Annotated in this window: 26 protein-coding genes; 12 read left to right on the top strand and 14 right to left on the bottom strand. The window is 66.6% G+C overall.

The window, feature by feature from the left end; translation table 11 throughout:
- Positions 1 to 2: 2 nt before the first annotated feature.
- Genes phnK through phnG form a run of 5 tightly spaced genes read right to left on the bottom strand, consistent with a single transcriptional unit; the run spans position 3 to position 3,905 of the window.
- Positions 3 to 779: a phosphonate C-P lyase system protein PhnK gene (phnK, locus tag ACW4E8_RS22030; RefSeq protein WP_456806490.1), complete on the bottom strand. Its 777-nt coding sequence runs from the start codon at positions 777 to 779 to the stop codon at positions 3 to 5.
- Positions 776 to 1,678 carry an alpha-D-ribose 1-methylphosphonate 5-phosphate C-P-lyase PhnJ gene (locus ACW4E8_RS22025; protein ID WP_456806489.1) on the bottom strand — a complete coding sequence of 301 codons (903 nt, stop codon included), beginning with the start codon at positions 1,676 to 1,678 and terminating at the stop codon, positions 776 to 778. The genes phnK and ACW4E8_RS22025 overlap by 4 nt, the downstream gene beginning before the upstream one ends.
- The gene (locus tag ACW4E8_RS22020) at positions 1,675 to 2,799 is read right to left on the bottom strand and encodes a carbon-phosphorus lyase complex subunit PhnI (RefSeq protein ID WP_456806488.1); all 1,125 of its coding nucleotides are present in this window, start codon (positions 2,797 to 2,799) and stop codon (positions 1,675 to 1,677) included. The genes ACW4E8_RS22025 and ACW4E8_RS22020 overlap by 4 nt, the downstream gene beginning before the upstream one ends.
- Before the next feature lies 1 nt (position 2,800).
- Positions 2,801 to 3,418: a phosphonate C-P lyase system protein PhnH gene (phnH, locus tag ACW4E8_RS22015; protein ID WP_456806487.1), complete on the bottom strand. Its 618-nt coding sequence runs from the start codon at positions 3,416 to 3,418 to the stop codon at positions 2,801 to 2,803.
- Position 3,419: 1 nt separating this feature from the next.
- Positions 3,420 to 3,905 (bottom strand): phosphonate C-P lyase system protein PhnG, encoded by a 486-nt coding sequence (gene phnG, locus ACW4E8_RS22010; protein WP_153956203.1) that lies wholly within the window; start codon positions 3,903 to 3,905, stop codon positions 3,420 to 3,422.
- Positions 3,906 to 4,083: 178 nt separating this feature from the next.
- Between phnG and phnF the strand changes: the two genes are divergently transcribed.
- The 3 genes from phnF (at position 4,084) to phnN (ending at position 6,258) form a co-directional block, all read left to right on the top strand.
- Positions 4,084 to 4,818 (top strand): phosphonate metabolism transcriptional regulator PhnF, encoded by a 735-nt coding sequence (gene phnF, locus ACW4E8_RS22005; RefSeq protein ID WP_114136090.1) that lies wholly within the window; start codon positions 4,084 to 4,086, stop codon positions 4,816 to 4,818.
- 127 nt (positions 4,819 to 4,945) lie between these two features.
- Positions 4,946 to 5,671, top strand: coding sequence for a DUF1045 domain-containing protein (locus ACW4E8_RS22000; protein WP_456806486.1), 726 nt, complete (start codon positions 4,946 to 4,948; stop codon positions 5,669 to 5,671).
- Entirely contained in the window at positions 5,668 to 6,258 is a 591-nt protein-coding gene (gene phnN, locus ACW4E8_RS21995) for a phosphonate metabolism protein/1,5-bisphosphokinase (PRPP-forming) PhnN (RefSeq protein ID WP_456806485.1), read from the top strand. Before ACW4E8_RS22000 ends, phnN begins: the two co-directional genes overlap by 4 nt.
- A 41-nt stretch (positions 6,259 to 6,299) precedes the next feature.
- On the opposite strand, the gene ACW4E8_RS21990 is transcribed toward phnN, so the two are convergent.
- The 6 genes from ACW4E8_RS21990 to ACW4E8_RS21965 all read right to left on the bottom strand — a co-directional run bounded on the left by ACW4E8_RS21990 (position 6,300) and on the right by ACW4E8_RS21965 (position 10,991).
- Positions 6,300 to 6,764 (bottom strand): N-acetyltransferase family protein, encoded by a 465-nt coding sequence (locus ACW4E8_RS21990; protein ID WP_456806484.1) that lies wholly within the window; start codon positions 6,762 to 6,764, stop codon positions 6,300 to 6,302.
- The gene (locus tag ACW4E8_RS21985) at positions 6,761 to 7,297 is read right to left on the bottom strand and encodes a phosphonate degradation HD-domain oxygenase (protein WP_456806483.1); all 537 of its coding nucleotides are present in this window, start codon (positions 7,295 to 7,297) and stop codon (positions 6,761 to 6,763) included. The genes ACW4E8_RS21990 and ACW4E8_RS21985 overlap by 4 nt, the downstream gene beginning before the upstream one ends.
- Positions 7,298 to 7,301: 4 nt before the next feature.
- Positions 7,302 to 8,114 carry a phosphonate ABC transporter, permease protein PhnE gene (gene phnE, locus ACW4E8_RS21980; RefSeq protein ID WP_456806482.1) on the bottom strand — a complete coding sequence of 271 codons (813 nt, stop codon included), beginning with the start codon at positions 8,112 to 8,114 and terminating at the stop codon, positions 7,302 to 7,304.
- A gap of 82 nt (positions 8,115 to 8,196) precedes the next feature.
- Positions 8,197 to 9,189: a phosphonate ABC transporter substrate-binding protein gene (gene phnD, locus ACW4E8_RS21975; protein ID WP_456806481.1), complete on the bottom strand. Its 993-nt coding sequence runs from the start codon at positions 9,187 to 9,189 to the stop codon at positions 8,197 to 8,199.
- 55 nt (positions 9,190 to 9,244) lie between these two features.
- Positions 9,245 to 10,099, bottom strand: a complete 855-nt coding sequence (gene phnC / locus ACW4E8_RS21970) for a phosphonate ABC transporter ATP-binding protein (RefSeq protein ID WP_456806480.1) — start codon at positions 10,097 to 10,099, stop codon at positions 9,245 to 9,247.
- Between the two features lie 127 nt (positions 10,100 to 10,226).
- Positions 10,227 to 10,991 (bottom strand): SDR family oxidoreductase, encoded by a 765-nt coding sequence (locus ACW4E8_RS21965; protein WP_456806479.1) that lies wholly within the window; start codon positions 10,989 to 10,991, stop codon positions 10,227 to 10,229.
- 166 nt (positions 10,992 to 11,157) lie between these two features.
- Here ACW4E8_RS21965 and ACW4E8_RS21960 point away from each other — a divergent pair, with 166 nt between their 5' ends.
- The 7 genes from ACW4E8_RS21960 to ACW4E8_RS21930 all read left to right on the top strand — a co-directional run bounded on the left by ACW4E8_RS21960 (position 11,158) and on the right by ACW4E8_RS21930 (position 19,878).
- On the top strand, positions 11,158 to 12,090 hold the full coding sequence (locus ACW4E8_RS21960) for a LysR substrate-binding domain-containing protein (protein ID WP_456806478.1): 933 nt from the start codon (positions 11,158 to 11,160) through the stop codon (positions 12,088 to 12,090).
- Positions 12,091 to 12,258: 168 nt separating this feature from the next.
- Positions 12,259 to 12,738 (top strand): Lrp/AsnC family transcriptional regulator, encoded by a 480-nt coding sequence (locus ACW4E8_RS21955; protein WP_010809356.1) that lies wholly within the window; start codon positions 12,259 to 12,261, stop codon positions 12,736 to 12,738.
- Positions 12,739 to 12,918: 180 nt separating this feature from the next.
- A complete protein-coding gene (gene mdeB / locus ACW4E8_RS21950; protein ID WP_456806477.1) occupies positions 12,919 to 15,615 on the top strand; it encodes an alpha-ketoglutarate dehydrogenase in 2,697 nt (898 codons plus the stop codon).
- Positions 15,616 to 15,814: 199 nt separating this feature from the next.
- The gene (gene ampC / locus ACW4E8_RS21945) at positions 15,815 to 16,966 is read left to right on the top strand and encodes a class C beta-lactamase (protein ID WP_456806633.1); all 1,152 of its coding nucleotides are present in this window, start codon (positions 15,815 to 15,817) and stop codon (positions 16,964 to 16,966) included.
- Positions 16,967 to 17,084: 118 nt separating this feature from the next.
- Positions 17,085 to 17,903, top strand: coding sequence for a hypothetical protein (locus tag ACW4E8_RS21940; RefSeq protein ID WP_456806476.1), 819 nt, complete (start codon positions 17,085 to 17,087; stop codon positions 17,901 to 17,903).
- Positions 17,904 to 18,014: 111 nt separating this feature from the next.
- Positions 18,015 to 18,461 (top strand): CopM family metallochaperone, encoded by a 447-nt coding sequence (gene copM / locus ACW4E8_RS21935; protein ID WP_456806475.1) that lies wholly within the window; start codon positions 18,015 to 18,017, stop codon positions 18,459 to 18,461.
- A 37-nt stretch (positions 18,462 to 18,498) separates the two neighbouring features.
- Positions 18,499 to 19,878, top strand: a complete 1,380-nt coding sequence (locus tag ACW4E8_RS21930; RefSeq protein ID WP_456806632.1) for a YncE family protein — start codon at positions 18,499 to 18,501, stop codon at positions 19,876 to 19,878.
- Positions 19,879 to 19,913: 35 nt separating this feature from the next.
- Here the strand turns inward: ACW4E8_RS21930 and chrA are convergent, their stop codons facing one another.
- Positions 19,914 to 21,143, bottom strand: a complete 1,230-nt coding sequence (gene chrA / locus ACW4E8_RS21925; RefSeq protein WP_456806474.1) for a chromate efflux transporter — start codon at positions 21,141 to 21,143, stop codon at positions 19,914 to 19,916.
- Positions 21,103 to 21,459: a PadR family transcriptional regulator gene (locus ACW4E8_RS21920; protein ID WP_456806473.1), complete on the bottom strand. Its 357-nt coding sequence runs from the start codon at positions 21,457 to 21,459 to the stop codon at positions 21,103 to 21,105. Before ACW4E8_RS21920 ends, chrA begins: the two co-directional genes overlap by 41 nt.
- A 216-nt stretch (positions 21,460 to 21,675) precedes the next feature.
- Between ACW4E8_RS21920 and ACW4E8_RS21915 the strand changes: the two genes are divergently transcribed.
- Positions 21,676 to 21,939, top strand: coding sequence for a type II toxin-antitoxin system Phd/YefM family antitoxin (locus tag ACW4E8_RS21915; RefSeq protein WP_456806472.1), 264 nt, complete (start codon positions 21,676 to 21,678; stop codon positions 21,937 to 21,939).
- Positions 21,936 to 22,205: a Txe/YoeB family addiction module toxin gene (locus tag ACW4E8_RS21910; protein WP_456806471.1), complete on the top strand. Its 270-nt coding sequence runs from the start codon at positions 21,936 to 21,938 to the stop codon at positions 22,203 to 22,205. Before ACW4E8_RS21915 ends, ACW4E8_RS21910 begins: the two co-directional genes overlap by 4 nt.
- 1 nt (position 22,206) lies before the next feature.
- Here ACW4E8_RS21910 and ACW4E8_RS21905 read toward each other — a convergent pair whose 3' ends face one another.
- Positions 22,207 to 22,404, bottom strand: coding sequence for a hypothetical protein (locus tag ACW4E8_RS21905; RefSeq protein ID WP_456806470.1), 198 nt, complete (start codon positions 22,402 to 22,404; stop codon positions 22,207 to 22,209).
- Positions 22,405 to 22,721 lie beyond the last annotated feature (317 nt).

Below are 22,721 nucleotides of genomic sequence, written 5' to 3'. Positions count from 1 at the left end.
CGTCAGCCCTGCAGGATGGAAGAGACCAGCAACTGCGTGTACGGGTGCTGCGGGTCGTCGAGGATCTGGTCGGTCAGGCCTTGCTCCACCACGCGGCCGCCTTGCATGACCAGCGTGCGGTGCGCGAGCAGGCGCGCCACGGCCAGGTCGTGCGTGACCAGCACGGCGGCGAGGCCCAGGTCCGCCACCAGGCGGCGCAGCAGGTCGAGCAGGCGGGCCTGCACCGACACGTCCAGCGACGCCGTGGGCTCGTCCATGAACACCAGGCGCGGATGCGTGACCAGGTTGCGTGCGATCTGCAAACGCTGCTGCATGCCGCCGGAGAAGGTGCCGGGCACGTCGTCCAGCCGGGCCAGGTCGATTTCCATCTTCTCCAGCCAGTTGCCGGCGACCTCGCGCAGGTTGCCGTAGTGGCGCTCGCCCACGGCCATCAGGCGCTCGGCGATATTGGCGCCGGCGCTGACCTGCATGCGCAGGCCGTCGCGCGCGTGCTGGCGCACGAAGCCCCAGTCGGTACGGGCCAGCAGCCGCAAGCGCGCGCTGGACAGCGTGGCCAGGTCGGTCAGGCCGGACTCGCGCATGTCGTAGCTGACGCTGCCGCGCTGCGCCGGCGCCTGCATCGACAAGGCCTGCAGCAGCGTGCTCTTGCCGGAGCCCGATTCGCCCACCACGCACAGCACCTCGCCCGGGTACAGGTCGAAACTGACGTCATGGCAGCCATGCACGCCGTCCCAGGTGCGCGTCAGGTTGCGCACCGACAGCAGTGGGGTCGCGCTCATCGGGCGCCTCCCGCGGCAGTCTTCACCGCTTGTGCCGCTTGGCGGTCGGCGCAGTACTCGGTGTCCGAGCACACGAACAGGCGCGTGCCGGCGTCGTCGGTGATGATCTCGTCCAGGTAGCTGTCGGTGGCGCCGCACTGGGCGCAGCAACTGGACCACTTTTCCACCGTGAAGGGATGGTCGGCGAAGTCCAGGCTCTTGACCGCGGTGTACGGCGGCACGGCATAGACGCGCTTCTCGCGCCCGGCGCCGAACAGCATCAGCGCGGGGCTGCGGTCGAGCTTGGGATTGTCGAACTTGGGGATCGGCGACGGCCGCATCATGTAGCGCTGGTTGACGATCACGGGGTAGTCGTAGGTGGTGGCGATCTGGCCGTGATGGGCGATGTCCTCATACAGCTTGACGTGCATCGCGCCGTACTCGGCCAGTGCGTGCATGGTGCGGGTCTCGCCCTCGCTCGGTTCCAGCCAGCGCAGCGGCTCAGGGATGGGCACCTGGAACACCATGGTCTGGCCCGCGTGCAACGGCGTTTCCGGAATCCGGTGACGGGTCTGGATGATGCTGGCCTCGGCGGTGCGCTCGGTGGTCTGCACGCCGGTGACGCGGCCGAAGAAGCGGCGGATATTGATGGCGTTGGTGGTGTCGTCCGACCCCTGGTCGATCACCTTGAGCACGTCATCCTTGCCGATGATGGCGGCCGTCACCTGGATGCCGCCCGTGCCCCAGCCGTAGGGCAGCGGCATCTCGCGGCTGCCGAAGGGCACCTGGTAGCCGGGAATCGCCACGGCCTTGAGCAGCGCGCGGCGCAGCATGCGCTTGGTCGACTCGTCCAGGTAGCCGAAGTTGTAGTGCTCGTCGCGGGCAATGCCCGTGGCCATGGTGGTGTCGGCGGTGGTCATGCCAGGGTCTCCTCTTGCGGTTGCGGTTGTGCCTGGACGGTAGCGGCCACGGCACCGTCCTGTTCCGCGCGCAGCCGGCGCAGCAGTTCCAGGTTGGCCTGGAAGTCCACGTAGTGGGGCAGCTTCAGGTGCTGCACGAAGCCGGAGGCCTCGACGTTGTCGCTGTGATACAGCATGAATTCGATATCGTTGGCCGGGGCGTCGGCGGCTTCGCCGAGCTCTTCGGCGCGCATGGCGCGGTCGGCCAGCGCCATCGACATGGCCTTGCGCTCGTTGTAGCCGAACACCAGTCCGTAGCCGCGCGTGAAGCGCGGGGCTTCGTCGGCATTGCCGGCAAACTGGCTCACCATCTGGCATTCGGTCAGCTCGACCTCGCCGATGGTGACCGCGAAGCCCAGTTCTTCCACGAACAGCTCGACCTCGGCCGTGCCGTAGCGGATCTCGGCTGCGAACGGGTGTGAGTTGCCGTAGCCGCGCTGGGTGGAATAGCCCATCGACAGCAGGAAACCTTCATCGGCGCGCGCCAGGTTCTGCAGGCGCGCGGCGCGGCTGGCGGGAAAGGCCAGCGGCTCGCGCGTCAGGTCGGGCGGCGTGGGGTCGCCCGCGGGGATCTGGTCGGCTTCGACCAGTTCATCCGCTTCCAGCAGGCCGGTCACGCGCGGCATGCTGGCGGCGAGGGGTTCGGGCGAGGGCGGCAGCGGCTCGGGGTTGCGGCCCGCTTCGAGCGTGAAATCCAGCAGGCGCTGGGTGTAGTCGTAGGTTGGCCCCAGCACCTGGCCGCCCGGCACGTCCTTGAACGTGGACGAGATCCGGCGCTGCAGGCGCATCGCGCCCGTATCCACCGGCTGGGTATAGCCAAAGCGCGCCAGCGTGGTGCGATAGGCACGCAGCAGGAAGATCGCCTCGATCTGGTCGCCGGCGGCCTGTTTCAGGGCCAGCGCGGCCAGGTGCGGGTCGTAAAGCGAGCCCTCGGCCATCACGCGCGACACCGCCAGCGGCATCTGTTCGCGGATCTGCGCCAGCGTGAGTTCCGGCACCGCGGTATCGCCGCGGCGGTAGGCATCGAGCATTCGGTAGGAATTGAGGATGGCGCGTTCGCCACCTTTGACGGCTACGTACATGTCAGTCCTCCACGAGCGTGGTGCGCGTCAGGGCGCAGAATCGGTCGCCGCAGGCCAGCAGCAGGTCCACGCCGAGCGGGAAGCCGGCGTTGTTGGCGCGCCAGCCGGCGCGGAAGTCCGCGGGCAGGCCGGCCACGCGCAGCACCTGCGTGGTTTCGATGCCGGGGCCGCGCAGCGTGAGGGTGTCGCCATCGGCAAGCGAGGCCACCTCCATCAGCAGCGTGGCCGAGCGGTCGGGGAAGGCCGGGTCGCCTTGCGCGCAGTCCGCCAGTGCCGGCATGGCATAGCCGGCGGGCACGCAGACGAAGGCCGCGGCGCCGGCATCGTCGGTCAGCGGGCAGCCGCAATGGAAGCGCAGGAACGCGCGCGCCGCGGCCGGCACGCCGGCGGGCAGCCAGACCGGGGTATCGGGATCGGCCAGCGTCAGCAGCAGCGCGGCCAGCGCGGGCGACAGGCCGTCGGGCAGGCCGCTGGTCACGGGCAGCGTTTGCAGCCGGCCCGGATGGGCAAACGCCTGCAGCGCGGCGCGGAAGACCTGCTGGGCGTCGTCGACCGGGTTATTGAAACCCGGCAGCAGCGAGGCGGCGGGGGTGGACAGGATCGGTTGGGTGGCAGTCATCTCAGTCCTCTCCCCGGACCATGGTGAAGAACTCGACGCGGGTCTGGGCGGCAGTGGCCGCAGCGTGTGCGGCGCGCTCCGCCTGCGTGCTTGCCAACGGCGCCAGCACGAGGTCCTGCACGCGCTGGTGCCAGGCCGGGCGCTGCAGCAGTGCGTCCAGCACCGCGGCCTGTTCGGCGTGGCGGGCGCTGCGGCCCTGGATATAGGCCACGCCTGCCGCGGCCCCGGCAGCGCCGTCTTCCAGCACGACCGCGCAGCGCGTGACCGTGATTTCCCCCAGGTTGAACTGGGCACCGGTGCCGCCTGCGCGGGCCCGGACCATGGCCATGCCGGACTCCGGCTTGCGCAGCAGCCTGTAGGCCGGCAGGGCTTGCGCCTGGCCAAGCCGCTGGTAAGCGCCGTCGAGCGCGTCGGTGGGCGCCGTCGCCAGGATCCGGAGCCAGGCGGCGCGGGCGGCATGGGCCTGCGCGGTTTCGCTTTGCATCATCACCCCTATACGTCTATACGTTTAGATGTCACTGCTTGAACACGCAGCTACTAGACCACGGGCAGATGAACGTTTCATGACGGGGCGGGGCATTGCTCGGGCACCCAGCCATCGCGGCGCGGTTGAGGCACAATCGCATGGCAATGGTGAACACTTGATGACAAGAGGACAGCGCAAGATGTCTGATCGAGAAGTGGAACGGGGTTCCGGCGTGGCGGTATGGCGCCAGATTGGCGAGGCGCTGGCGGACGACATCCGCAAGAAGTTGTACCTGCCCGGCGAGCAACTGCCCCCTGAGCCTGAACTGGCCACGCGCTTCGCGGTCAACCGCCACACCATCCGCCGCGCCATGGGCGAGCTGGAGCTGAGCGGGCTGGTGCGGATCGAGCAGGGCCGCGGCACCTTCGTGCAGGAGCATGCGATCGACTACGCGATCGGGCGCCGCACGCGGTTCTCGCAAAACCTGGCCGCGCAGGGCATGCGCGGGCATACCGAGATCATCGACAGCCAGGTGGTGCGCGCGCCGGAAGTGGCAAAGCAACTGGGCCTGGCGCGCACGGCGGAGATCCTGCACGTGCAGATGATCGGCAAGGCCGAAGAGCGCACCATCGACGTTGCCGAGCATTACTTCGACCTCAAGCGCTTCCCGGGTATCGACGAGGTGCTGCGCGCCAGGCAATCGGTGTCGCGCGCGCTGGCGCATTTCGGCATTGCCGACTACACGCGCAAGTGGTCGCGCATCACGGCGGCCATGCCCAGCGCCCCGGTGGCGCGCCTGCTGAACCAGCCGAAGACGCGCCCGGTGCTGCAGGTGGAGGCGCTGAACGTTGATATCGATGGGGCGCCGGTGCAGTACAGCGTGGTGCGGTTTGCGGGGGACTGGGTGCAGCTGACGGTTTCCGACAGTGATTGAGGCGGGGCGCCTTGGCATTGGTCTAGACATCCGGCTGTCATCTGGCTGCGCTAAGGTGTCTGCGGTCCAGACCACCAAACCAGGGCAGCCGCCGCCGGGCGTTGGGCGCCGCTGGTAACCTTGCCGCATGACCTTGCCAGCGCACCGTTACGCCATCTACCTGGCGCCCGCCGATCCCTTCCGCACGTTTGGCAGCCAGTGGCTGGGCCGCGACGCCGATACCGGCGCCGCGCTGCCCGCCCCGGCGGGCATGGCGCCGCCGCCCGCCGAATGGGTCCAGGCCCCGGCGCACTACGGCCTGCATGCCACGCTGAAGCCGCCATTCCGGCTTGCACAGGGCGCCAACGGGCCGATCCTCGACGCCGCTGCACGGGACTTCGTGCGTGGCTGCGAGGCATTCGACGCGCCGCTGGCGCTGCGTGCGCTGCGGGGTTTTGTGGCGTGGTGCCTGGCCGATGGCGGATCGCCGCCGATGCAGGCCCTGGCCGATGCGTGCGTACTGGCATTCGAGCGCTTCCGCGCTCCGCCCACGGCCGAAGAACTCGGCCGGCGCAAACCGGACCAGTTGACCGACGAAGAACGCCGCATGCTCGACGCATGGGGCTACCCGTATGTGTTCGGTACCTTCGTCTTCCATATCACGCTGACCGGCATGCTTGACACTGACGGCCAGCGCGCCGCCATCGAGCGCCTGGGGGCCGCGAGCGCCAAGCTGCTGCAGGCGCCGCTTCATGTGGACGGAATCAGCGTATTCGTGCAGCCGGCGCCGGGTGACGACTTTATCGTTGCACGCCACTACGGTTTCAACGGCAGCACCACCGACGGCGCCGGCGCGGCGTACCTGGACGCATGAACGCACATAGCGCGGCCGACGGACACGGCCTGTTCTACCTGATGGGGCCGTCCGGCAGCGGCAAGGACTCGCTGCTGCGCGCGCTGCGCGCGCGCCTCGGGCCGGACGACCGCATCGTCATCGCGCATCGCTACATCACCCGCGAGGCCGATGCCAACGAGGCCTCCGTTGCGCTGACCCCCGATGAATTCCGGCGCCGCCAGGCGCTCGGCTGCCTGGCGCTGGACTGGCACAGCCACGGGCTGCATTACGGCATCGGCATCGAGATCGAGCAGTGGCTGGCCAGGGGCCTGACCGTGATCGTCAATGGCTCGCGCGAGTACCTGCCGCAAGCCGTGGCGCGCTACCCGAAGCTGTGCGCCGTGCATGTGCGCGTGCGGCCGGAGGTGCTGGCCACGCGGCTGCGCCAGCGTGGCCGCGAGTCGGAAGAAGCGATTGCCCGGCGCCTGGCGCGCGCGGCGCAGGCATTCACCGTACCGGCAGGGTGCCGCCTGGTCGAGTTCGACAATAGCGGCGCCCTGGAAACCGCGGCGGAGGCGTTCGCGCAGTTGGTTGGGGCTACCTCCGATAGCGCAACATTAAGCTGATAATCCCGTGCCGAAGCGAAGCCTCCGGCACGGCCTTGCCATCAGAGTTCGATGCTGAAACTGATGCCGTGCTCGGTGAAACCGAGCTGGCGATAGAACTGGTGGGCCTGCAGGCGCCGTGCGTTGGACGACAGCGCCAGCTTGGCCGCACCGGCCTCACGGGCCAGGCGCATGGCTTCACGCATCATCGCCTTGCCGATGCCCATGCCGCGCGCGGACGGCGCCACCACCACTGCCTCGACAATCGCCTCGGGACGCCCGTCGTGGACCATCACGGGGAATACCAGCAGGCTGAAGGTGCCCAGCGGCACGTCGTCCTCATCCACCATCATGTAGCAGCGGTAGTCCGGATAGCGGCGCATGGTTGCGTAGCGCTCGCGCATGGTGGCCAGCGGCAGCGGCGATTCGTCGTCCATCGCGGCCAGCAGCGCGGACAGGTGCCGCAGTTCCGCGTCGGAACCGCGCACTTCACGCAGGGTAAGCACGCCTTCAGCCATCGTGTTCATGCGCCAGTCCGCGCGCAACGCGCGGCCATGTCCAGATAGTGGGCCAGTGGCGGCGTGGCCAGGTCGACCACCTTGGCCAGGTCGTCGTAGCGGCGCAGGCGTACCGCGGCAGCGGCATGGGGGCTCGCGGCGAACGCATCGGCCTGTGCGGCGCTGTACGGGCCGCCTTGCAGCGCAAGGCTTTGCACTGAAGCGGGAGACAGCGTGCCGAAATACGCAGGATCGAAGGCGCACAGGTAGCGCTTGGCCGCCACGTGCAGGCGCACGGGCTCGGTTACTTCGTCGCCAAACAGCCCGGCCAGCGCATCGGCGGCGGCCTCCTGGTGGCGCATGTCGGTGGTGGTGCTTTCGGCCAGCAGCAGGTGGCCAACGTCGTGGAGCAGGGCCGCGAAAATCAGCGGCTCGGGCTCGCCGGCCTGCTCGGCCAGTTGCGCGCATTGCAGCGCGTGCGCGGTCTGGCTGATGGCTTCGCCGCCGTACCAGGCATTGCCGTGGTCGGCAAACAGCGTTTCGATGCGGGACAGGTTCAGCATGATGTCAGACCAGTACCTTGCGGATTTGTGCGGAGATGATGTCGATGGCCGAGACGAACAGGATGATGATGATCATCACGGCACAGGTCTGCCCATACTGGAAGCTGCGGATGATCTCCCACAGCACGGTGCCGATGCCGCCGGCGCCGACGATGCCCACCACCGAGGCCGAGCGCACGTTGGACTCAAAGCGGTACAGCGCGAACGACAGCCACAGCGGCAGCACCTGCGGAATCACGCCATAGACGATCTCCTCGATCGGGCCGGCGCCGGTGGCGCGCACGCCTTCCACCGGGCGCGGGTCGATGGCCTCGACGGCTTCGGCGAACAGCTTGGCCAGCACCCCGGTGGTGTGGATCCAGATCGCCAGCACGCCGGCAAACGGACCCAGGCCTACGGCCACGATGAACAGCATGGCGAACACCATCTCATTGATGGCGCGGCAAGCGTCCATGATGCGGCGTGCGGGCTGGTAGGCCCACGCCGGGACGATGTTGGCCGAGCACAGCAGGCCCAGCGGCACCGCCATCACCACGGCCAGGGCCGTGCCCCACAGCGCGATCTGCACGGTGACGAGCATCTCGTCCAGGTAGTGCCGCCAGTCGCGGAAGTCGGGCGGGAAGAAATCGGCGGCAAATTTTGCCATGTTGTCCGAGTCGCGCAGCAGGTCCAGCGGGCGCATGTCGGCGCCTTGCCAGGACAGGGCGAGCATGGCCAGCAGGACTGCCCAGGTCAGCATCACGGCAAGGGAAGTGCGCGGCGGGCGCACGTTGCTTTTGGGCGTGGAAGGCAGGCCGGGCCTGGCGGTGACAGTCATGGGGGCAATCCGGAATCAAGCGGGGGAACGAAAGCGATGCGGGGCCGGCGGCGGGGTGCCACCGGCCTCGTCGGGGTGGGGCTTATTGCGTGCTGGTGGCGTTGCCGGCGGCCTTGTCCAGCTCAGCCAGGCGGCGACTCACCTCGGCCAGCCGCTTTTCCTTGTCGGCAGCGGCCAGGGTGGTGTCCGTTTCGATCTTCGCCTTCTCGCGGGCCAGCTCGATCTGGCGGATCGGCACCAGCTGGGCGTCGCTCGAGGCGCGGAAGCCCTGATACGTCAGCGCGGCCAGCACTTGCTTTTCACGTGCCGCGTCGGTGCCCTTGCCGTAGTTGACGAAGAAAGTCTGGATCTTCTTCTTCACCTCCGGCGACAGGTCCTTGCGATAGACCATCGGATCGGCCGGGATCAGCGGCGACTTCCACAGCACCCGCACCTGGTCATAGGCGTTTTTGCCGGTGTTGATGCGATAGCGCTCCATGTTCTCGGTGTTGTTCACCGCCACATCCACCTGCTTGTTCAGCACCGACAGCAGGTTGGTCTCGTGGTTGCCGATGCGCACGGCCTTGAACAACGTCTTCGGCTCGACCTTGTTGGCAGTCCACAGGTAGAAGCCAGGCACGGCCGTGCCCGAGGTGGAATTGGGGTCGCCGGCGCCGTAGCTGAGGTCCTTGCCGCGCTTGATCACGTCTTCGACGCTCTTCAGGTCGCTGTCCTTGTTGACGATCAGCACCGACCAGTAGCCCGGGTTGCCGTCCTTGTCGATCACCGAGGCAAAGACCTCGCCGTTGGCACGGTCCACGGCCTCCATGGCCGACTTGTTGCCGAACCAGGCGATCTGCACCTTGTTGAAGCGCATGCCTTCGATGATGCCGGCATAGTCGGACGCAAAGAACGGCTTGACGGGTACACCCAGCGTCTTGCTGAGATCGTCGATCAGCGGCTGCCAGGCGGACTTCAGGTTCGATGACGATTCGGTCGAGATAAAGCCGATGTTCAGGCTCTTGGCATCCTGCGCAAAGGCGGGCAGGGCGACCACGCCCGAGGCCACGACGGCGAGAAAGGTTCTGCGAAGCATGGACAACTCCGGTGGGAATCGGTTTGGGGGGAAAGCGGTTTGGACAGGCGGCCGTTCAGGCGGCCGCCAGGTTCATCGTGACCATTGCCGGTGCCGGCATGGCCGCAGTGGATTCGTCTTCGTCGGGTACGGAATCGAGCAGCAGCTCGTCGGCTTCGGTGCCGTAGAGATCGCGCAGCATGCCGGGCGTGAGCGCGGCAGAGGGGCCGTCATAGACCACCTTGCCGTGGCGCAGCGCCACCACGCGGGGGCAGTAGCGCATCGCCACATCCACCTGGTGCAGCGACACCAGCACCGCGACCTTGCGCGTGCGGTTGATCTGCCTGAGCAGCGACATCACCCGGCGCGACGATTCCGGGTCGAGCGAGGCGATCGGCTCGTCGGCCAGGATCACGCTGGCGTTCTGCACCAGCGTGCGGGCGATGGCGGCGCGCTGCTGCTGGCCGCCCGACAGCGTCGAGGCCCGTTGAAACGCATAGTCGTCTATACCAACTTGTGCAAGCGCATCGAGCCCGCCCTGGACTTCATCGGCCTTGAAGATGCGCAGCAGGCTGCGCCATTTGGGCAGGCGGGCCAGCATGCCGACCAGCACGTTGGTGATGACCGGAAGACGGCCCACCAGGTTGAACTGCTGGAACACAAACCCGATCTCGCCACGCACCTTGCGCACGTTGCGGGCCAGGCGGCCGTTGCGCTGCACCTGGCGGCCGTTGACGAGAATTTCGCCAGTGCCGGCATCGCCCGTGATAAATCCGGCCACGTGGCGCAACAGCGTGGACTTGCCCGATCCCGATGCACCCAGCAGGGCGACCATCTCGCCTGGCGCGATGTGCAGCGTGACATCGTCAAGCGCCTTGCGGTCCGCGCGGAACGATTTGGAAAGCCCGCGGACTTCAATTGCGTGCGTCATGTCGACTCCCTGACGTGAATGACCTGCGCATTCTGGCCGGGGCGGATGACAGAACGATGACTTGAGCGGAAGGGGGTGCAACCAGTTGGCAGCGCCGGCAGCCGTGCTGGCCGCCGGCGCCGGTGGGTCAGGTGCGCGTGATCGAGACGCCGCCATCCACCAGCGACGCCGTGCCGGTGACGAAGGCCGAATCGTCCGATGCCAGGTACAGCACCGAGCGCGCCAGTTCTTCCGGCGTGGCCACGCGCTTGAGCGCATGCAGGTTGGTGATGAACGTCTTCGATTCCGCGGTGTCGTTCATGGTGCGATACATGTCCGTGTCCACGGCGCCCGGCAGGATCGCATTGACGCGGATGCCCTGCGGCCCATACTCGGCCGCCAGCGCCTGCGTCAGGCCGATCAGGCCGGACTTGCTTGCCGCATACGCGGCCACGCCGGGAAAGGCGACGGTGTAGCCAACGAAGGTCGATGTGAAGATCACCGAACCGCCGCCGTCCTTCAGCATCTGTGCAAGCTGGTGCTTGGCGCCGAGGAATGCGCCGGTGAGATTGATGGCAAGGGTGTCGTTCCAGCCGTCTGCTGAAACCCCGGTGCTGGGCCCGCCCTCGCCGAGCGTGCCGGCGTTGTTGAAGGCGATATCCAGGCGGCCATAGCGCTCGACCGCCAGCGCCACCAGCGCACTGGCGTATTCCTCTCGCCGCACATCGCCGGCGAGCGCCACCGCGTCGCCGCCGGCGTCACGGATCTGCGCCACCAGGCTGTCCAGTTCGGCCTGGCGGCGGGCACCGACTACCACCCTGGCGCCCTCGGCGGCAAACAGCAATGCAGTGGCGCGGCCAATGCCGGCACTGGCGCCAGTAATGATGGCAACTTTTCCAGACAAACGTCCCATGATCGATCTCCGGTCTGGCGCGCGGGGCAACTTGCTGGTCCACGGCGCCGGTTTTGCGGGTAGGGCAGCAGGAACCTTCCCGCTGCCTCGTGAAACCAGTATGGGCAACGCACACGGTTCGCACTAGACTGAAGATCGCGGAACAACTTTCCGGATATACCGAACAATGTTCAAGCTAGAAGGTGTCGCCAGCTTTGTCGCCGTGGTGGAGGCAGGCTCCATCAGCGAGGCCGCGAGGCGGCTCAACTTGTCCAAGTCCGTTGTCAGCGAACGCCTGGCCGAGCTTGAAAAGGCGATGGGTGCCAACCTGCTGCGCCGGACCACGCGGCGGCTGTCGCTGAGCGAGGACGGTGCCGCCTTCCTGGAGCGGGCCACGCGCATCCTGCATGAAGTGGAGGCGGCGGCAACCGATGTTGCCGAGCGGCGCGGCACCCTGGCCGGGTCGTTGCGGATTTCCGCGCCGGTCACATTTGGCCGGATGCACCTGGGGCCTGCCATCTATCCGTTCCTGGCCCGGCATCCGGAACTGGAGCTGAGCCTGGACCTGGACGACCGCCGCGTGGACGCGGCCACCGACAGCTATGACGCCGTGGTGCGGCACGGCCCGCTGGAGGACTCGCGCCTGGTGGCATGGCAGCTTGCCCCCAGCCACCGCCTCCTGGTCGCATCCCCGGATTACCTCGCGCAGAGGGGCGCGCCGGCAACGCTGGCGCACTTGCAGCAGCACCGAGGCATCTTTTACGCCAACCGCGGCGCGGCTGACTGGCGCCTGCAAGGCCCGGACGGCACCGAAATCGCCCGTGCCGCCGTTGCGCTGCGCGTCAACAACGGCGACATGATGCGCGATGCCGCCATCGCGGGAGTCGGCATCGCGTTGTTGCCGAGCTTTATTGCCGGCGATGCCATCCGGCAGGGTGCGCTGGCAGTGATCGAGGTCGGCCTGCGCGCCGAGCCGGAATCCATCTATATCGCCCACCCGGAAGGCCGGCGGGTGTCGGCGCGGCTGCGCGCGTTTGCGGAGTGCGTGCGCACGGCCATCGGGAGTCCGCCGTACTGGGACGCATGGGTGCAGGCACGCGGGGAGGGCGCGGGAACCTGATGCCGGCTGCTGGCGGGGTTCCATGAACGCCATGTGGCGACCCCACAAGGCTGGAACATTGCCGCGCGCGTCGCGCGGCCTGTATTCTAGTGCTCTGCCCGGCGCCCCGTTTCCGCAAGGAGGCAGGGCGCCATGCGCTTCACATCGAGCCGGCCATACAGGAACCCCATGCAGGAACCCGAACTGGATGAAATCAATATCCGGATCCTCGAGGCGTTGCAGCGCGACGCCAGCCTGACCAACGTCGAGCTGGCCGCGCGCGTCAACCTCTCGCCGTCGCCATGCCTGGCGCGCGTGCGCGCGCTGGAGCAGCGCGGGATCATCCGGCAGCGCGTGACGCTGCTCGATCCGCAGAAGCTTGGCCTCAACGTCAACGTCTTTATCCACGTGTCGCTGGAGCGGCAGGCGCGCGAGGGGCTGGATGCCTTTGAACGCGCCGTGCGCGCGCTGCCGAACGTGATGGAGTGCTACCTGATGACGGGCGACGCCGACTACCTGATCCGCGCCGTGGTAGCCGACGTCCAGGCCGTGGAGCGGCTGATCGTCGACGAAATCACGCGCATCCCCGGCGTCGCCAATATCCGCAGCAGCTTCGCGCTCAAGCAAGTGATGTACGACACAGCGTTGCCGCTGCGCAATCCGCGCTAGCCGGGCAAGGCGCCGCCCGGCGCCCGGCGTGGGATATGCCGCAGGCTCAGCATTCTTGCGTAGTTTTGGCGGTGAATGGCAGTGGATTATGCTGCTATCTGCCGGATGGGCAGTCGACTTCAGCACCTCATGCGGGAGGGCTCTCCATAGAATGGGGCAAAACCCATTGGAGACTTCCCCATGACCGACCTTGCCTCCCCACACGCCCGCCTGCTCGCCCAGGCCATGCCCGAGGGCGACGACGATCCGCAGGAGACGCGCGAATGGCTGGACGCGCTGGAGGCGGTGGTGGCGCAATGCGGGCAGGAGCGCGCGCGCTTCCTGCTCGGCCGGCTGCTCGATGCCGCCCCCGCGCTCGGGGTGTCGACCACGGCGCAGAGCAATACGCCTTACGTGAACACCATCCCGATCGAGCGCCAGCCGCCTTATCCGGGCGATCTGGCGATGGAAGCGCGCATTACCGGCATCGTGCGCTGGAATGCCCTTGCCATGGTGGTGCGCGCCAACCAGGCCTACGGTGAGCTGGGCGGGCATATCTCCAGCTATGCCTCGGCGGCGGACCTGTTCGAGGTCGGCTTCAACCACTTCTTCCAGGGCGCCGCTGCCGGCAACGGCGGCGACCTGGTCTACTTCCAGCCGCACTCGGCCCCGGGCGTGTACGCGCGCGCCTTCCTGGAAGGGCGCCTGTCCGAAGCCCAGCTCGACAACTTCCGCCGCGAGGCGGGCGGGCAGGGCCTGTGCTCGTATCCGCACCCATGGCTGATGCCGGACTTCTGGCAGTTCCCGACCGGTTCGATGGGGCTGGGCCCGATCCAGTCGGTCTACCAGGCGCGCTTCATGCGCTACCTGGAGCACCGGGGCCTGCAGGCCACCTCGGGCCGGCACGTGTGGGGCGTGTTCGGCGACGGCGAGATGGACGAGCCCGAATCGATCGCCGCGCTGCCGCTGGCGGCGCGCGAGAAGCTCGACAACCTGACCTTTGTCATCAACTGCAACCTGCAGCGCCTGGACGGGCCGGTGCGCGGCAATGGCCAGATCGTGCAGGAGCTGGAGGCGCTGTTCCGCGGCGCGGGCTGGAACGTGATCAAGGTGCTGTGGGGCAGCGCCTGGGACCCGATCTTCGCGCGCGATCACTCCGGCGCGTTGCTGCGCGCCTTCGCCTCGACCATGGACGGCCAGTTCCAGACCTACAAGGCCAAGGACGGCCACTACGGGCGCGAGCATTTCTTCGGCCAGAACGAAGCACTGAGGGCGCTGGTCGCCCATATGACGCCGGATGAGGTGGCGGCGCTGAACCGCGGCGGGCATGACCTGCGCAAGCTCCACGCGGCCTTTGCCGCGGCACGCGCGCACAAGGGCCAGCCCACGGTGATCCTGGCCAAGACCATCAAGGGCTATGGCATGGGCAATGCCGGCCAGGCGCAGAACACCACGCACCAGCAGAAGAAGCTGGATCTCGAGGCGCTGAAGGCGTTCCGCAGCCGCTTCGGCCTGGACCTGTCCGACGAGGACCTGGAATCGATGCGTTTCTACCGCCCTGCGGAGGACAGCGCTGAGCTGCGCTACCTGCGCGAGCGCCGCCAGGCCCTGGGCGGTTACCTGCCGGCGCGCCGGCGCCAGGCCGACGCCGTGCCGGTGCCGCCGCTGGCGCAATACGGCCAGTTCGCCGTGGACGCCGGCCAGAAGGAAATGTCGACCACCATGGCGATGGTGCGCATGCTGACCGGCCTGCTCAAGGACAAGACGCTCGGCCCGCGCGTGGTGCCCATTGTTGCCGACGAGGCGCGCACCTTCGGCATGGCCAGCCTGTTCCGCCAGGTCGGCATCTATTCATCGCAGGGCCAGTTGTACGAGCCCGAGGACGCCGGCTCGATGCTGTACTACCGCGAGGACATCCGCGGCCAGATCCTGGAGGAGGGCATCACCGAGGCCGGTGCGATGTCGTCGTGGATTGCCGCGGGCACTGCCTACAGCACCCATGGCACGGCCATGCTGCCGCTCTATATCTACTACTCGATGTTCGGCTTCCAGCGCATCGGCGACCTGATCTGGGCCGCCGGCGACCAGCGTGCGCGTGGCTTCCTGGTTGGCGCCACGGCCGGCCGCACCACGCTGTCGGGCGAAGGGCTACAGCACCAGGACGGCACCAGCCACATCATTGCCGCCACCATCCCGAACTGCCGCGCCTACGACCCGGCCTATGCGTATGAGCTGGCGGTGATCGTCGACGAGGGCATGCGCGCGATGATGGAGCGCCAGGAGGACGTGTTCTATTACCTGACCGTGATGAACGAGAACTACGCCCAGCCGTCGATGCCGGCCGGCTTGGAGCGCGACATCGTGCGCGGCATGTACCGGCTCGCGCAGGTGGAAGGGGGCGGGCGCGCCAGGGTGCGGCTGCTCGGCAGCGGCACCATCCTGCGCGAGGTGGAGGCCGCGGCGCGGATGCTGGCCGAGGACTGGCAGGTCGACAGCGAGGTGTTCAGCGTCACCAGCTTCTCCGAGCTGGAGCGCGAGGCGCGCGAGACCGCGCGCCAGCGCCTGCACCACCCGCAGGACAGCATCGCTCCCAGCCATGTGGAAGCGCTGCTGGCCGGCGACACCCCGGTGGTGGCGGCCACCGACTACGTGCGCGCCTATCCGCAGCTGATTGCGCCCTATGTGCCGGCTCCCTTTACGGTGCTGGGCACCGACGGCTATGGCCGCAGCGACAACCGGCCGTCGCTGCGCCGCTTCTTCGAGGTCGATCGCGCCTATGTCTGCGTGGCGGCGCTGCGCGCGCTTGCGGCGCAGGGCACGGTGCCGGCATCGGTGGTGGCCGAGGCGATCGCGCGCTACGGCATCGACACGGACAAGCCTGCGCCGTCCTCGCTCTGATAACACCCGGTTCGCCCTGCAGGCCCGGCGGGGCGAACCGGTGCGGGACTCCACATGCTCCGGCTGCGGCTGTTAAGCTTTATCCCTTTGCAGCCGCTCCAGTTGCGCGCCCGTGCCGCCATGGACCGGCACCGCCCCCAGCATGATCGCAAAGTCGGATATGAAACGGATTCCTGTTGCCCGCATCGCCACCATCGCCATGGCTTGCAGCCTCTTCGCGGCCAGTGCCAGTGCCACCAACAGTGTCGGCCAGCGCCAGATCGAACGCGCTGTGAATGATGCCATCCGCCCCCTGATGGCGGCGCACGGCGTCCCTGGCATGGCCGTTGCCGTCACGGCCGGCGGCAAGCGCTATGTCTTCAACTACGGCGTCGCGGCGAAGGAGGGCGGGCGCAAGGTCGACGGCGACACGCTCTTCGAGATCGGCTCGGTCAGCAAGACCTTCACCGCGACGCTGGCGTCCTATGGACAGGCCCGCGGCGCCCTGTCTCTGGCCGACCCCGCCGGGAAATACCTGCCGGCGCTTGCGGGAAGCAGCCTGGGCGCGACCAGCCTGCTCGATCTTGGCACCTATGCAGCCGGCGGCCTGCCGCTGCAGTTTCCGGATGCGGTCACCGATACCAGGACGATGGTCGACTATTTCCGCGGCTGGCGCCCCAGATATGCCGCCGGCACCCATCGCCAGTATTCGAATCCCAGCATCGGCTTGTTCGGCTACCTGGCTGCCAGCAGCATGGGCCAGCCCTTCGATGACCTGATGGAGAAAACGCTGTTCCCGGCGCTTGGCCTGGCCCACACCTACATCAGGGTGCCGAAAGCGCGCATGGGCGACTACGCCTATGGCTATTCGAAAGACGGCAAGCCGGTCCGCGTGGCGCCCGGCGTGCTGGATGCCGAAGCCTACGGCGTGAAAACCACGGCGGCCGACATGATCCGCTTTGTCGAAGCCAACATCGACAGCGCCGGCCTGGACGACAAGCTGCAGCGTGCCATTGCCGGGACGCACACCGGGTACTTCAAGGTCGGCGACATGATGCAGGGGCTGGGCTGGGAAATGTACGCCTGGCCCACCCGGGTCGACAGCGTGCTGGCCGGCAGTTCACCGCAGGTCGTGCTCGAGGCGAACCCGGTGAGCCGGCTGGAGCCGCCGCTGGCATCGCCCGCCGATGTGCTGGTCAACAAGACCGGCTCGACCAGTGGCTTTGGCGCCTACGTGGTCTTTGTGCCGGCGAAGCGAATTGGCATCGTGATGCTGGCGAACAAGAATTTCCCGGTACCGGAGCGGGTAAAGGCAGCGTTTCGGATACTGTCGGAACTGGACGGTGTGCCGGTAGGGGCCAGCAGCCGGTAAGGGGAGGGCACGCCTTTCATCAAGGCGACACGATGCCCAGGCAAGCTGCCTGGTCCGCGCTTGCCGGTTGATCCGGCAAGGCATTGTCGCCCTGATCCTTATCCGATGAAGTCCACTCATGCTTGAACGCCGCCGTTTCCTTGCATCAACCTCCGCGGCCATTGCGGCCCCGATCGCCACCACCATCCTGAGCGCCTGCGGGGACGGCAATGCCGCCGACGCACCTGCCGCGATCTCCGATACGGAACTGCAGCGCCAGATGAACGCGCGCCTGGCCGTTCAGCTTAAAGACACCGCAGCTGCGGAGCAGATCTCGCCCCAGGTGCTGGACTTTGCGCTCACCTGGCAGCCTCCGACCATCGCGGTATCCAGGCTGAACCGCATCGTGGCGTACGGGTTCGGCAACCGGCCGAACGCACAAAGCGGCAACACGCCGACCAATGGCGGCAACCAGGCCGCACTGCCGGACCCCGGCCCCGTCAATGAAAAGCTCGCCGATACCGTCTATGGCATCTATCAGCAGCACCCGGTAAAGGTCTACGCGCAGTGGGAGATTGCGCGCTTCCTGAAGTCCAAGTACGGCCTGACCGATATGGTATCGATCGAGCCGGTGACCAATCCGGATGGCAGCATCACCTACCTGAGCACCGATGGCGTTGCTGCAAAGGTGGTGGAACTCGAACAGAACAATGCCGCCGGCATGGGGGTAGTGGGGGTCATTGGCTTCCGTGACCACGTCAAGCGCTGCGTGCTGACCTCGCGCGACCGCGGCATGAATGCCTTTGCCCCGGAAGGTGTGGCAATGCCTGGCGAATACGACGCGCAATCGGGCCAGGCCTGGACGCGTCGGCGCGACCTCTACCTGCTGCACGACATGTCCGCCCAGGTGCAGAGGCTGCGCGCCATGGCTATCGCGGCCGCGTACCCCAACGGCTAGCCCGCAAAAATTTCCGGCTTTCCATGGAATAGTTCACGCGCCCCGCGTGTATACGCAGGTAATCCCCCGGCCGCCGGCGAACGTCAGGCCCGGAAAACAGGAGACCCTGCAATGCAATGGAGAACCGCACGCAACAGCGTCGGCACTGCGGCACGCATCGTGCCGGCGCTGTTCCTATGGGCAGCAAGCTTTGCCGCGCCAGCCCAGGATGCCCACCGGCATCACGAAACCACGCCGGGGCAGGCACCGCCGCCCTTTGTCGCCAGCACCGCAAAACCGTTCTCCGGCCTGATGGAAGACGCCATGGCCGTGATGGATCACGGCATGACGCAGGCGGCCATGAACGGCATCCCAGACCACGACTTTGTCACCATGATGATTCCGCACCACCAGGGTGCGATCGACATGGCCAAGGCGCTGCTGCTGTATGGCAAGGATCCGGAGCTGCGCAATCTTGCCCAGGCCATCATCACCGAGCAGCAAAACGAGATCCGCCTCATGCAAGCCTGGCTCCAGCGCAGCCGGGCCAGGGCACCTGGCGCCGCCAATCCTCGCTAACCGGCGGACAGACACCGCCCGCATCAGGACCGAAATCATGAAAAGACATGCCCTTATCCTTGCCGTGGCCGCGCCTCTCGCAATCGCCGCGCCGCAGCCACAGGATCGCGTTTATACCGCTGACCAGAACAGCAACACCGTTTCAGTGATCAATCCGGTGAGCAACACCTTGCTTGGGCAGATCCGCCTTGGCAACGCGCGGCCGGACGTGCTGTCGCCGCTATACAAGGGCGAGCTCAATGTCCACGGCCTTGGCTTCTCGCCTGACCATCGGACCCTGATCGCGATCTCGAACGGCTCGAATTCCGTCGCGTTCATCGATACCGCAACCAACAAAGTCAAGGGCATTGCCTATATCGGCCGCTCACCGCATGAGGGCTTCTTTACCGCGGATGGAAAAGAGGTGTGGGTAGTCGTGCGCGGCGAAGACTATATCTCCGTCATCAACCCGGTGACGTTCCGGGAAACCCGCCGCATCCAGACCACGGCAGGGCCGGGCATGGTGCTGTTCCATCCTGCCGGCAAGCTCGCCTTCGTGGTATCCAGCTTCAACCCCGTGGTGGATGTCATCGATGTCAAGGCACACAAGGTGGTCAAGCGGCTCAATGTCACCAGCCCGTTTTCACCGTTCCTGCAATTCACGCCGGACTTCCGCGAGGTGTGGATGACGCACAAGGACGTGGGCAAGGTCACCCGCATCGACACCGAAAAACTGGAAGTGAAGGGCGTCTTCGACGCCGGCTTCATCACCAATCACCTTGCCTTTGCCAGGACTGCGCGTGGCACGTTCGCCTATGTGACAGTGGGCGGGGAAAACGTGGTCAAGGTATTCACCACCGACGCCGAACCGCGGCAGATCGCGACCATTCCGGTCGGCGCGCTGCCGCACGGCATCTGGGCTGCCGATGACAGTTCACGCATCTATGTCGGCCTGGAAAACGGCGACGCCGTCGACGTGATCGACACCGCAACGAACCAGGTCATGACCCGCGTGCCGGTGGGCCAGGCGCCGCAGGCACTGGTATATGTCTCCAACGCCGTGCCAGGCGGCGACGGGACCGCGAGCCTTGTGCAGAGAGCGAACAGCGATCCGGTCAACATCGCCCTTAAACCGGTCCGTGGCGATGCCAAGGGCTTTGTGGTTGCGCGCAATCTCGGTGTTGTCGACGCGTTGGAAGTATCCCTGTTCAAGCTGAAGCCGCAAACCACCTACAGCGTCTATGTCGCAGGACAGGCCACGCCCGTGGCAAGCTTCCGCACCAATGCGGCCGGCATGGCCAACGGCACCGCCATTGGCCCGCTGCGCGAAGTCGTGACGACGCTTTCGCCAAAGACCGCCACCCCAGCGAAGCTGATCGTCATGGAGGGCGATGCGGCGGCGGATCCGGCTACGGCGGTGTTGGTGAGTGTGCCGTGAGCTGAGCCTGGCGACCCGGGTTGGCGGATGCCTGGCTAGAGCGCCAGGATCCATCCGCCCAGCGCCGCGCCGGCCACGACCAGCACGGGGGACACGCGGCCGTAGACGAGCAGGCCGAAGGCCGCCAGCGCCAGGCCGAAATCCGCCTTCGAGTGAATCGCGCTGGTCCATACGGGGTCGTACAGCGCGGCGGCCAATACGCCAACGACGGACGCATTGATGCCACCCATCGCGCTCTGCACCCCATCGCGCTGGCGCAGGCTTTCCCAGAACGGCAATGCGCCGGCCACCAGCAGAAACGCCGGCGCAAAGATCGCGAGAAGCAGCACCAGCGCGCCCACCCATCCACCCAATGGCGCGGGCGACAGCGCCCCGAGGTACGCGGCAAAGGTGAACAGGGGGCCCGGAACGGCTTGTGCTGCGCCGTAGCCCGCCAGGAATGCATCATTGCCGACCCAGCCGGGGGGCACCACGCCAGCCTGCAGCAGCGGCAGTACGACATGCCCACCCCCGAAAACCAGCGCTCCGGCCTGGTAGAAGACAGACACAGCCGACACCGCCATGGAACCGGTCATTGCGGCAAGGGCCGGGAGCAGCACCAGCAGCACGCCGAACAGCGCGAGAAGCAATGCGCCCACCCGACGACTCACACCGTAGTTGAGATGCTGGGCAGGAGGCAGATGGTTCAACTGCAAGGTCCAGCGCGCAACCAGGCCACCCAGCACAATGGCAGCAACCTGGCCCACCGCACCTGGCACCGCGAGGACCAGAAGCGCGGCCAGGACCGCGATGCCGGCGCGCAGCCGGTCCGGACACAGCGACCTGGCCATGCCCCATACCGCCTGTGCGACAACCGCCACGGCCGCCACCTTCAGGCCGTGGACTGCCCCTGAATCCGCAACGCCGGACCACCGCGCAACGCCAAAGGCAAACAGGACAAGTGCAATCGCAGAGGGCAGGGTAAAGCCCACCCAGGCGGCCAGCGCGCCAAGCCAGCCCGCCCGCTGTAGCCCCAGCGCAATGCCAACCTGGCTGCTGGCAGGCCCCGGCAGGAATTGACATAGCGCGACCAGGTCCGAGTAGCTCTTGTCGTCCAGCCAGCGGCGGCGCTCCACGAATTCGGCGCGGAAGTAACCCAGGTGCGCGACCGGGCCGCCGAACGAAGTCAGGCCAAGCTTCAGGAACGCCCGAAGAACCTCTGGAACCGTGCCACGTGTTGTTGCGTCAGCGGCGCGGTTTGCGTCCTGGGCGGGGTTGGGGGACATCGGCGGTTTCCTCCGTTAAGGCTTCACCGACCAGTTCCGCGAGCCGTGGGCGCAAAGCCCCCAGTGCCTGCCGGCCCTTGTCCGTGGCGACGTAATACTTCCGCACCTTTCCTGCCACGACCTCGGACTCGCTCTCCAGAAGACCATCTTCCTTGAGGCGGCGAAGCAGCGGGTAAAGGGTGCCGGGGCTGAGCTGGTAGCCATGGCGGCCGAGTTCCTCCGCCATGCCAGCCCCAAAGACACGTTCAGTGGCCGCATGGTGAAGGATGTGCACGCGCACGAATGCCAGGAGGATATCTCTTACTGTATCGGTCATCGTTATCGAACTTCGATATTGTATCCCGGCAAGCTGCTGGAGACTACCTCAGGGTGGCGTGCTGGCGATCGCACATCTAGCCTGCTCATATGACCGCCTTCTACGTCACTCGCGCCCCTGAAATCCCGCGCCTCCCGACATGGAGCTGCGACCGCCGAACTTCCCAGTGCTATACTTGTACTGGTAATTGAACAAGTCATATGGGGGGGAGGGGCCATGCGCACCGTTCATTTCTCGGATGCCCGCAATAACCTGAAGGCGGTCATCGACCAAGCCATCGACGATCACGACGCGATCCTGATTACTCGCCGCGACGCGCCCAACGCCGTCATCATGTCGCAAGACCAGTACGACAGCTGGATGGAAACGATGCACCTGCTCAGCTCGCCGGCCAACGCCGCGCGCCTGATGCGCTCGATTTCGCAGCACCGCGCCGGCAAGGCCGAGAAGCACGACCTGATTGACCCGGACGCTGAATGACGCGCCAGCTGACTTTCATGCCCGACGCCTGGGAGGACTACCTCTACTGGCAGGGCCAGGACAAGAAAACGCTCAAACGCATCAACGCGCTGATCCAGGACACGCAGCGCGAGCCCTTCGAAGGCATCGGCAAGCCCGAGCCCCTGAAAGGCAACCTGTCGGGCTACTGGTCGCGGCGCATCGACGATGCCAACCGCGTGGTGTATTTCGCCAACGACGACGAATTGACCATCATCGCCTGTCGGCTGCACTACGGCGACAAGTAGCTCAGATCGGTTCCTGGCACGACTGCTCGACCACGCGCGGGTCAGCCCCAGGAGCCACGATGGACACGCGGGGCGCGCCCTTGTTGGTCCACACGAAGCGGGTGAAGCCATCGAAGCCGCCCATGCGGTTCTTGGCATTCATGCCCCGGCTGGCTTGCAAAGCCGCCAGCATGCCAGCCTTGGCAAGGGGGTACGACATTTCTATTTGGCTCAAGGACGACATTACTAATTAGCCCTGACATATCATGTCAAAGCTAAATTGAAATGTCCGGTCTCTGGCTAAGTTGAAATGTCCGGTTAACTCTCGACTTGCTTGATCAGCTCTGGGGTGAACGTAGGGCGGTGGTGCTGGCCTGATACGACTGAGTCCAGCTCAGAGTGAAGCCGTCCTGCCAGCAGAGCCGCGTTGAACTACCAGTAGAAAGTTGGGATCAGTTCTCCGTTCCGTTAAGCGGCCACGGCTGCTCCTGCAACCGTTGCAGAGCTTCCAACATATCGTTCTGGCCCAGCGACCGC

The organism is Cupriavidus sp. CP313, from assembly GCF_054072015.1.
This window is presented reverse-complemented; position numbering and strand designations above follow the sequence as displayed.

Bases quoted from the DNA above. Each gene is read 5' to 3' on its own strand.
- ACW4E8_RS21985 (WP_456806483.1), bottom strand. From the start codon at position 7,297: ATGCTGAACCTGTCCCGCATCGAAACGCTGTTTGCCGACCACGGCAAT.
- ACW4E8_RS22025 (WP_456806489.1), bottom strand. From the start codon at position 1,678: ATGACCACCGCCGACACCACCATGGCCACGGGCATTGCCCGCGACGAG.
- ACW4E8_RS21960 (WP_456806478.1), top strand. From the start codon at position 11,158: ATGTTCAAGCTAGAAGGTGTCGCCAGCTTTGTCGCCGTGGTGGAGGCA.
- copM (WP_456806475.1), top strand. From the start codon at position 18,015: ATGCAATGGAGAACCGCACGCAACAGCGTCGGCACTGCGGCACGCATC.
- mdeB (WP_456806477.1), top strand. From the start codon at position 12,919: ATGACCGACCTTGCCTCCCCACACGCCCGCCTGCTCGCCCAGGCCATG.
- phnD (WP_456806481.1), bottom strand. From the start codon at position 9,189: ATGCTTCGCAGAACCTTTCTCGCCGTCGTGGCCTCGGGCGTGGTCGCC.
- ACW4E8_RS22000 (WP_456806486.1), top strand. From the start codon at position 4,946: ATGACCTTGCCAGCGCACCGTTACGCCATCTACCTGGCGCCCGCCGAT.
- ACW4E8_RS22020 (WP_456806488.1), bottom strand. From the start codon at position 2,799: ATGTACGTAGCCGTCAAAGGTGGCGAACGCGCCATCCTCAATTCCTAC.
- ACW4E8_RS21930 (WP_456806632.1), top strand. From the start codon at position 18,499: ATGAAAAGACATGCCCTTATCCTTGCCGTGGCCGCGCCTCTCGCAATC.
- ampC (WP_456806633.1), top strand. From the start codon at position 15,815: ATGGCTTGCAGCCTCTTCGCGGCCAGTGCCAGTGCCACCAACAGTGTC.
- ACW4E8_RS21905 (WP_456806470.1), bottom strand. From the start codon at position 22,404: ATGTCGTACCCCCTTGCCAAGGCTGGCATGCTGGCGGCTTTGCAAGCC.
- ACW4E8_RS21940 (WP_456806476.1), top strand. From the start codon at position 17,085: ATGCTTGAACGCCGCCGTTTCCTTGCATCAACCTCCGCGGCCATTGCG.
- phnK (WP_456806490.1), bottom strand. From the start codon at position 779: ATGAGCGCGACCCCACTGCTGTCGGTGCGCAACCTGACGCGCACCTGG.
- phnN (WP_456806485.1), top strand. From the start codon at position 5,668: ATGAACGCACATAGCGCGGCCGACGGACACGGCCTGTTCTACCTGATG.
- ACW4E8_RS21910 (WP_456806471.1), top strand. From the start codon at position 21,936: ATGACGCGCCAGCTGACTTTCATGCCCGACGCCTGGGAGGACTACCTC.
- phnC (WP_456806480.1), bottom strand. From the start codon at position 10,099: ATGACGCACGCAATTGAAGTCCGCGGGCTTTCCAAATCGTTCCGCGCG.
- ACW4E8_RS21990 (WP_456806484.1), bottom strand. From the start codon at position 6,764: ATGAACACGATGGCTGAAGGCGTGCTTACCCTGCGTGAAGTGCGCGGT.
- ACW4E8_RS21955 (WP_010809356.1), top strand. From the start codon at position 12,259: ATGCAGGAACCCGAACTGGATGAAATCAATATCCGGATCCTCGAGGCG.
- phnF (WP_114136090.1), top strand. From the start codon at position 4,084: ATGTCTGATCGAGAAGTGGAACGGGGTTCCGGCGTGGCGGTATGGCGC.
- chrA (WP_456806474.1), bottom strand. From the start codon at position 21,143: ATGTCCCCCAACCCCGCCCAGGACGCAAACCGCGCCGCTGACGCAACA.
- phnG (WP_153956203.1), bottom strand. From the start codon at position 3,905: ATGATGCAAAGCGAAACCGCGCAGGCCCATGCCGCCCGCGCCGCCTGG.
- ACW4E8_RS21920 (WP_456806473.1), bottom strand. From the start codon at position 21,459: ATGACCGATACAGTAAGAGATATCCTCCTGGCATTCGTGCGCGTGCAC.
- phnE (WP_456806482.1), bottom strand. From the start codon at position 8,114: ATGACTGTCACCGCCAGGCCCGGCCTGCCTTCCACGCCCAAAAGCAAC.
- ACW4E8_RS21965 (WP_456806479.1), bottom strand. From the start codon at position 10,991: ATGGGACGTTTGTCTGGAAAAGTTGCCATCATTACTGGCGCCAGTGCC.
- ACW4E8_RS21915 (WP_456806472.1), top strand. From the start codon at position 21,676: ATGCGCACCGTTCATTTCTCGGATGCCCGCAATAACCTGAAGGCGGTC.
- phnH (WP_456806487.1), bottom strand. From the start codon at position 3,418: ATGACTGCCACCCAACCGATCCTGTCCACCCCCGCCGCCTCGCTGCTG.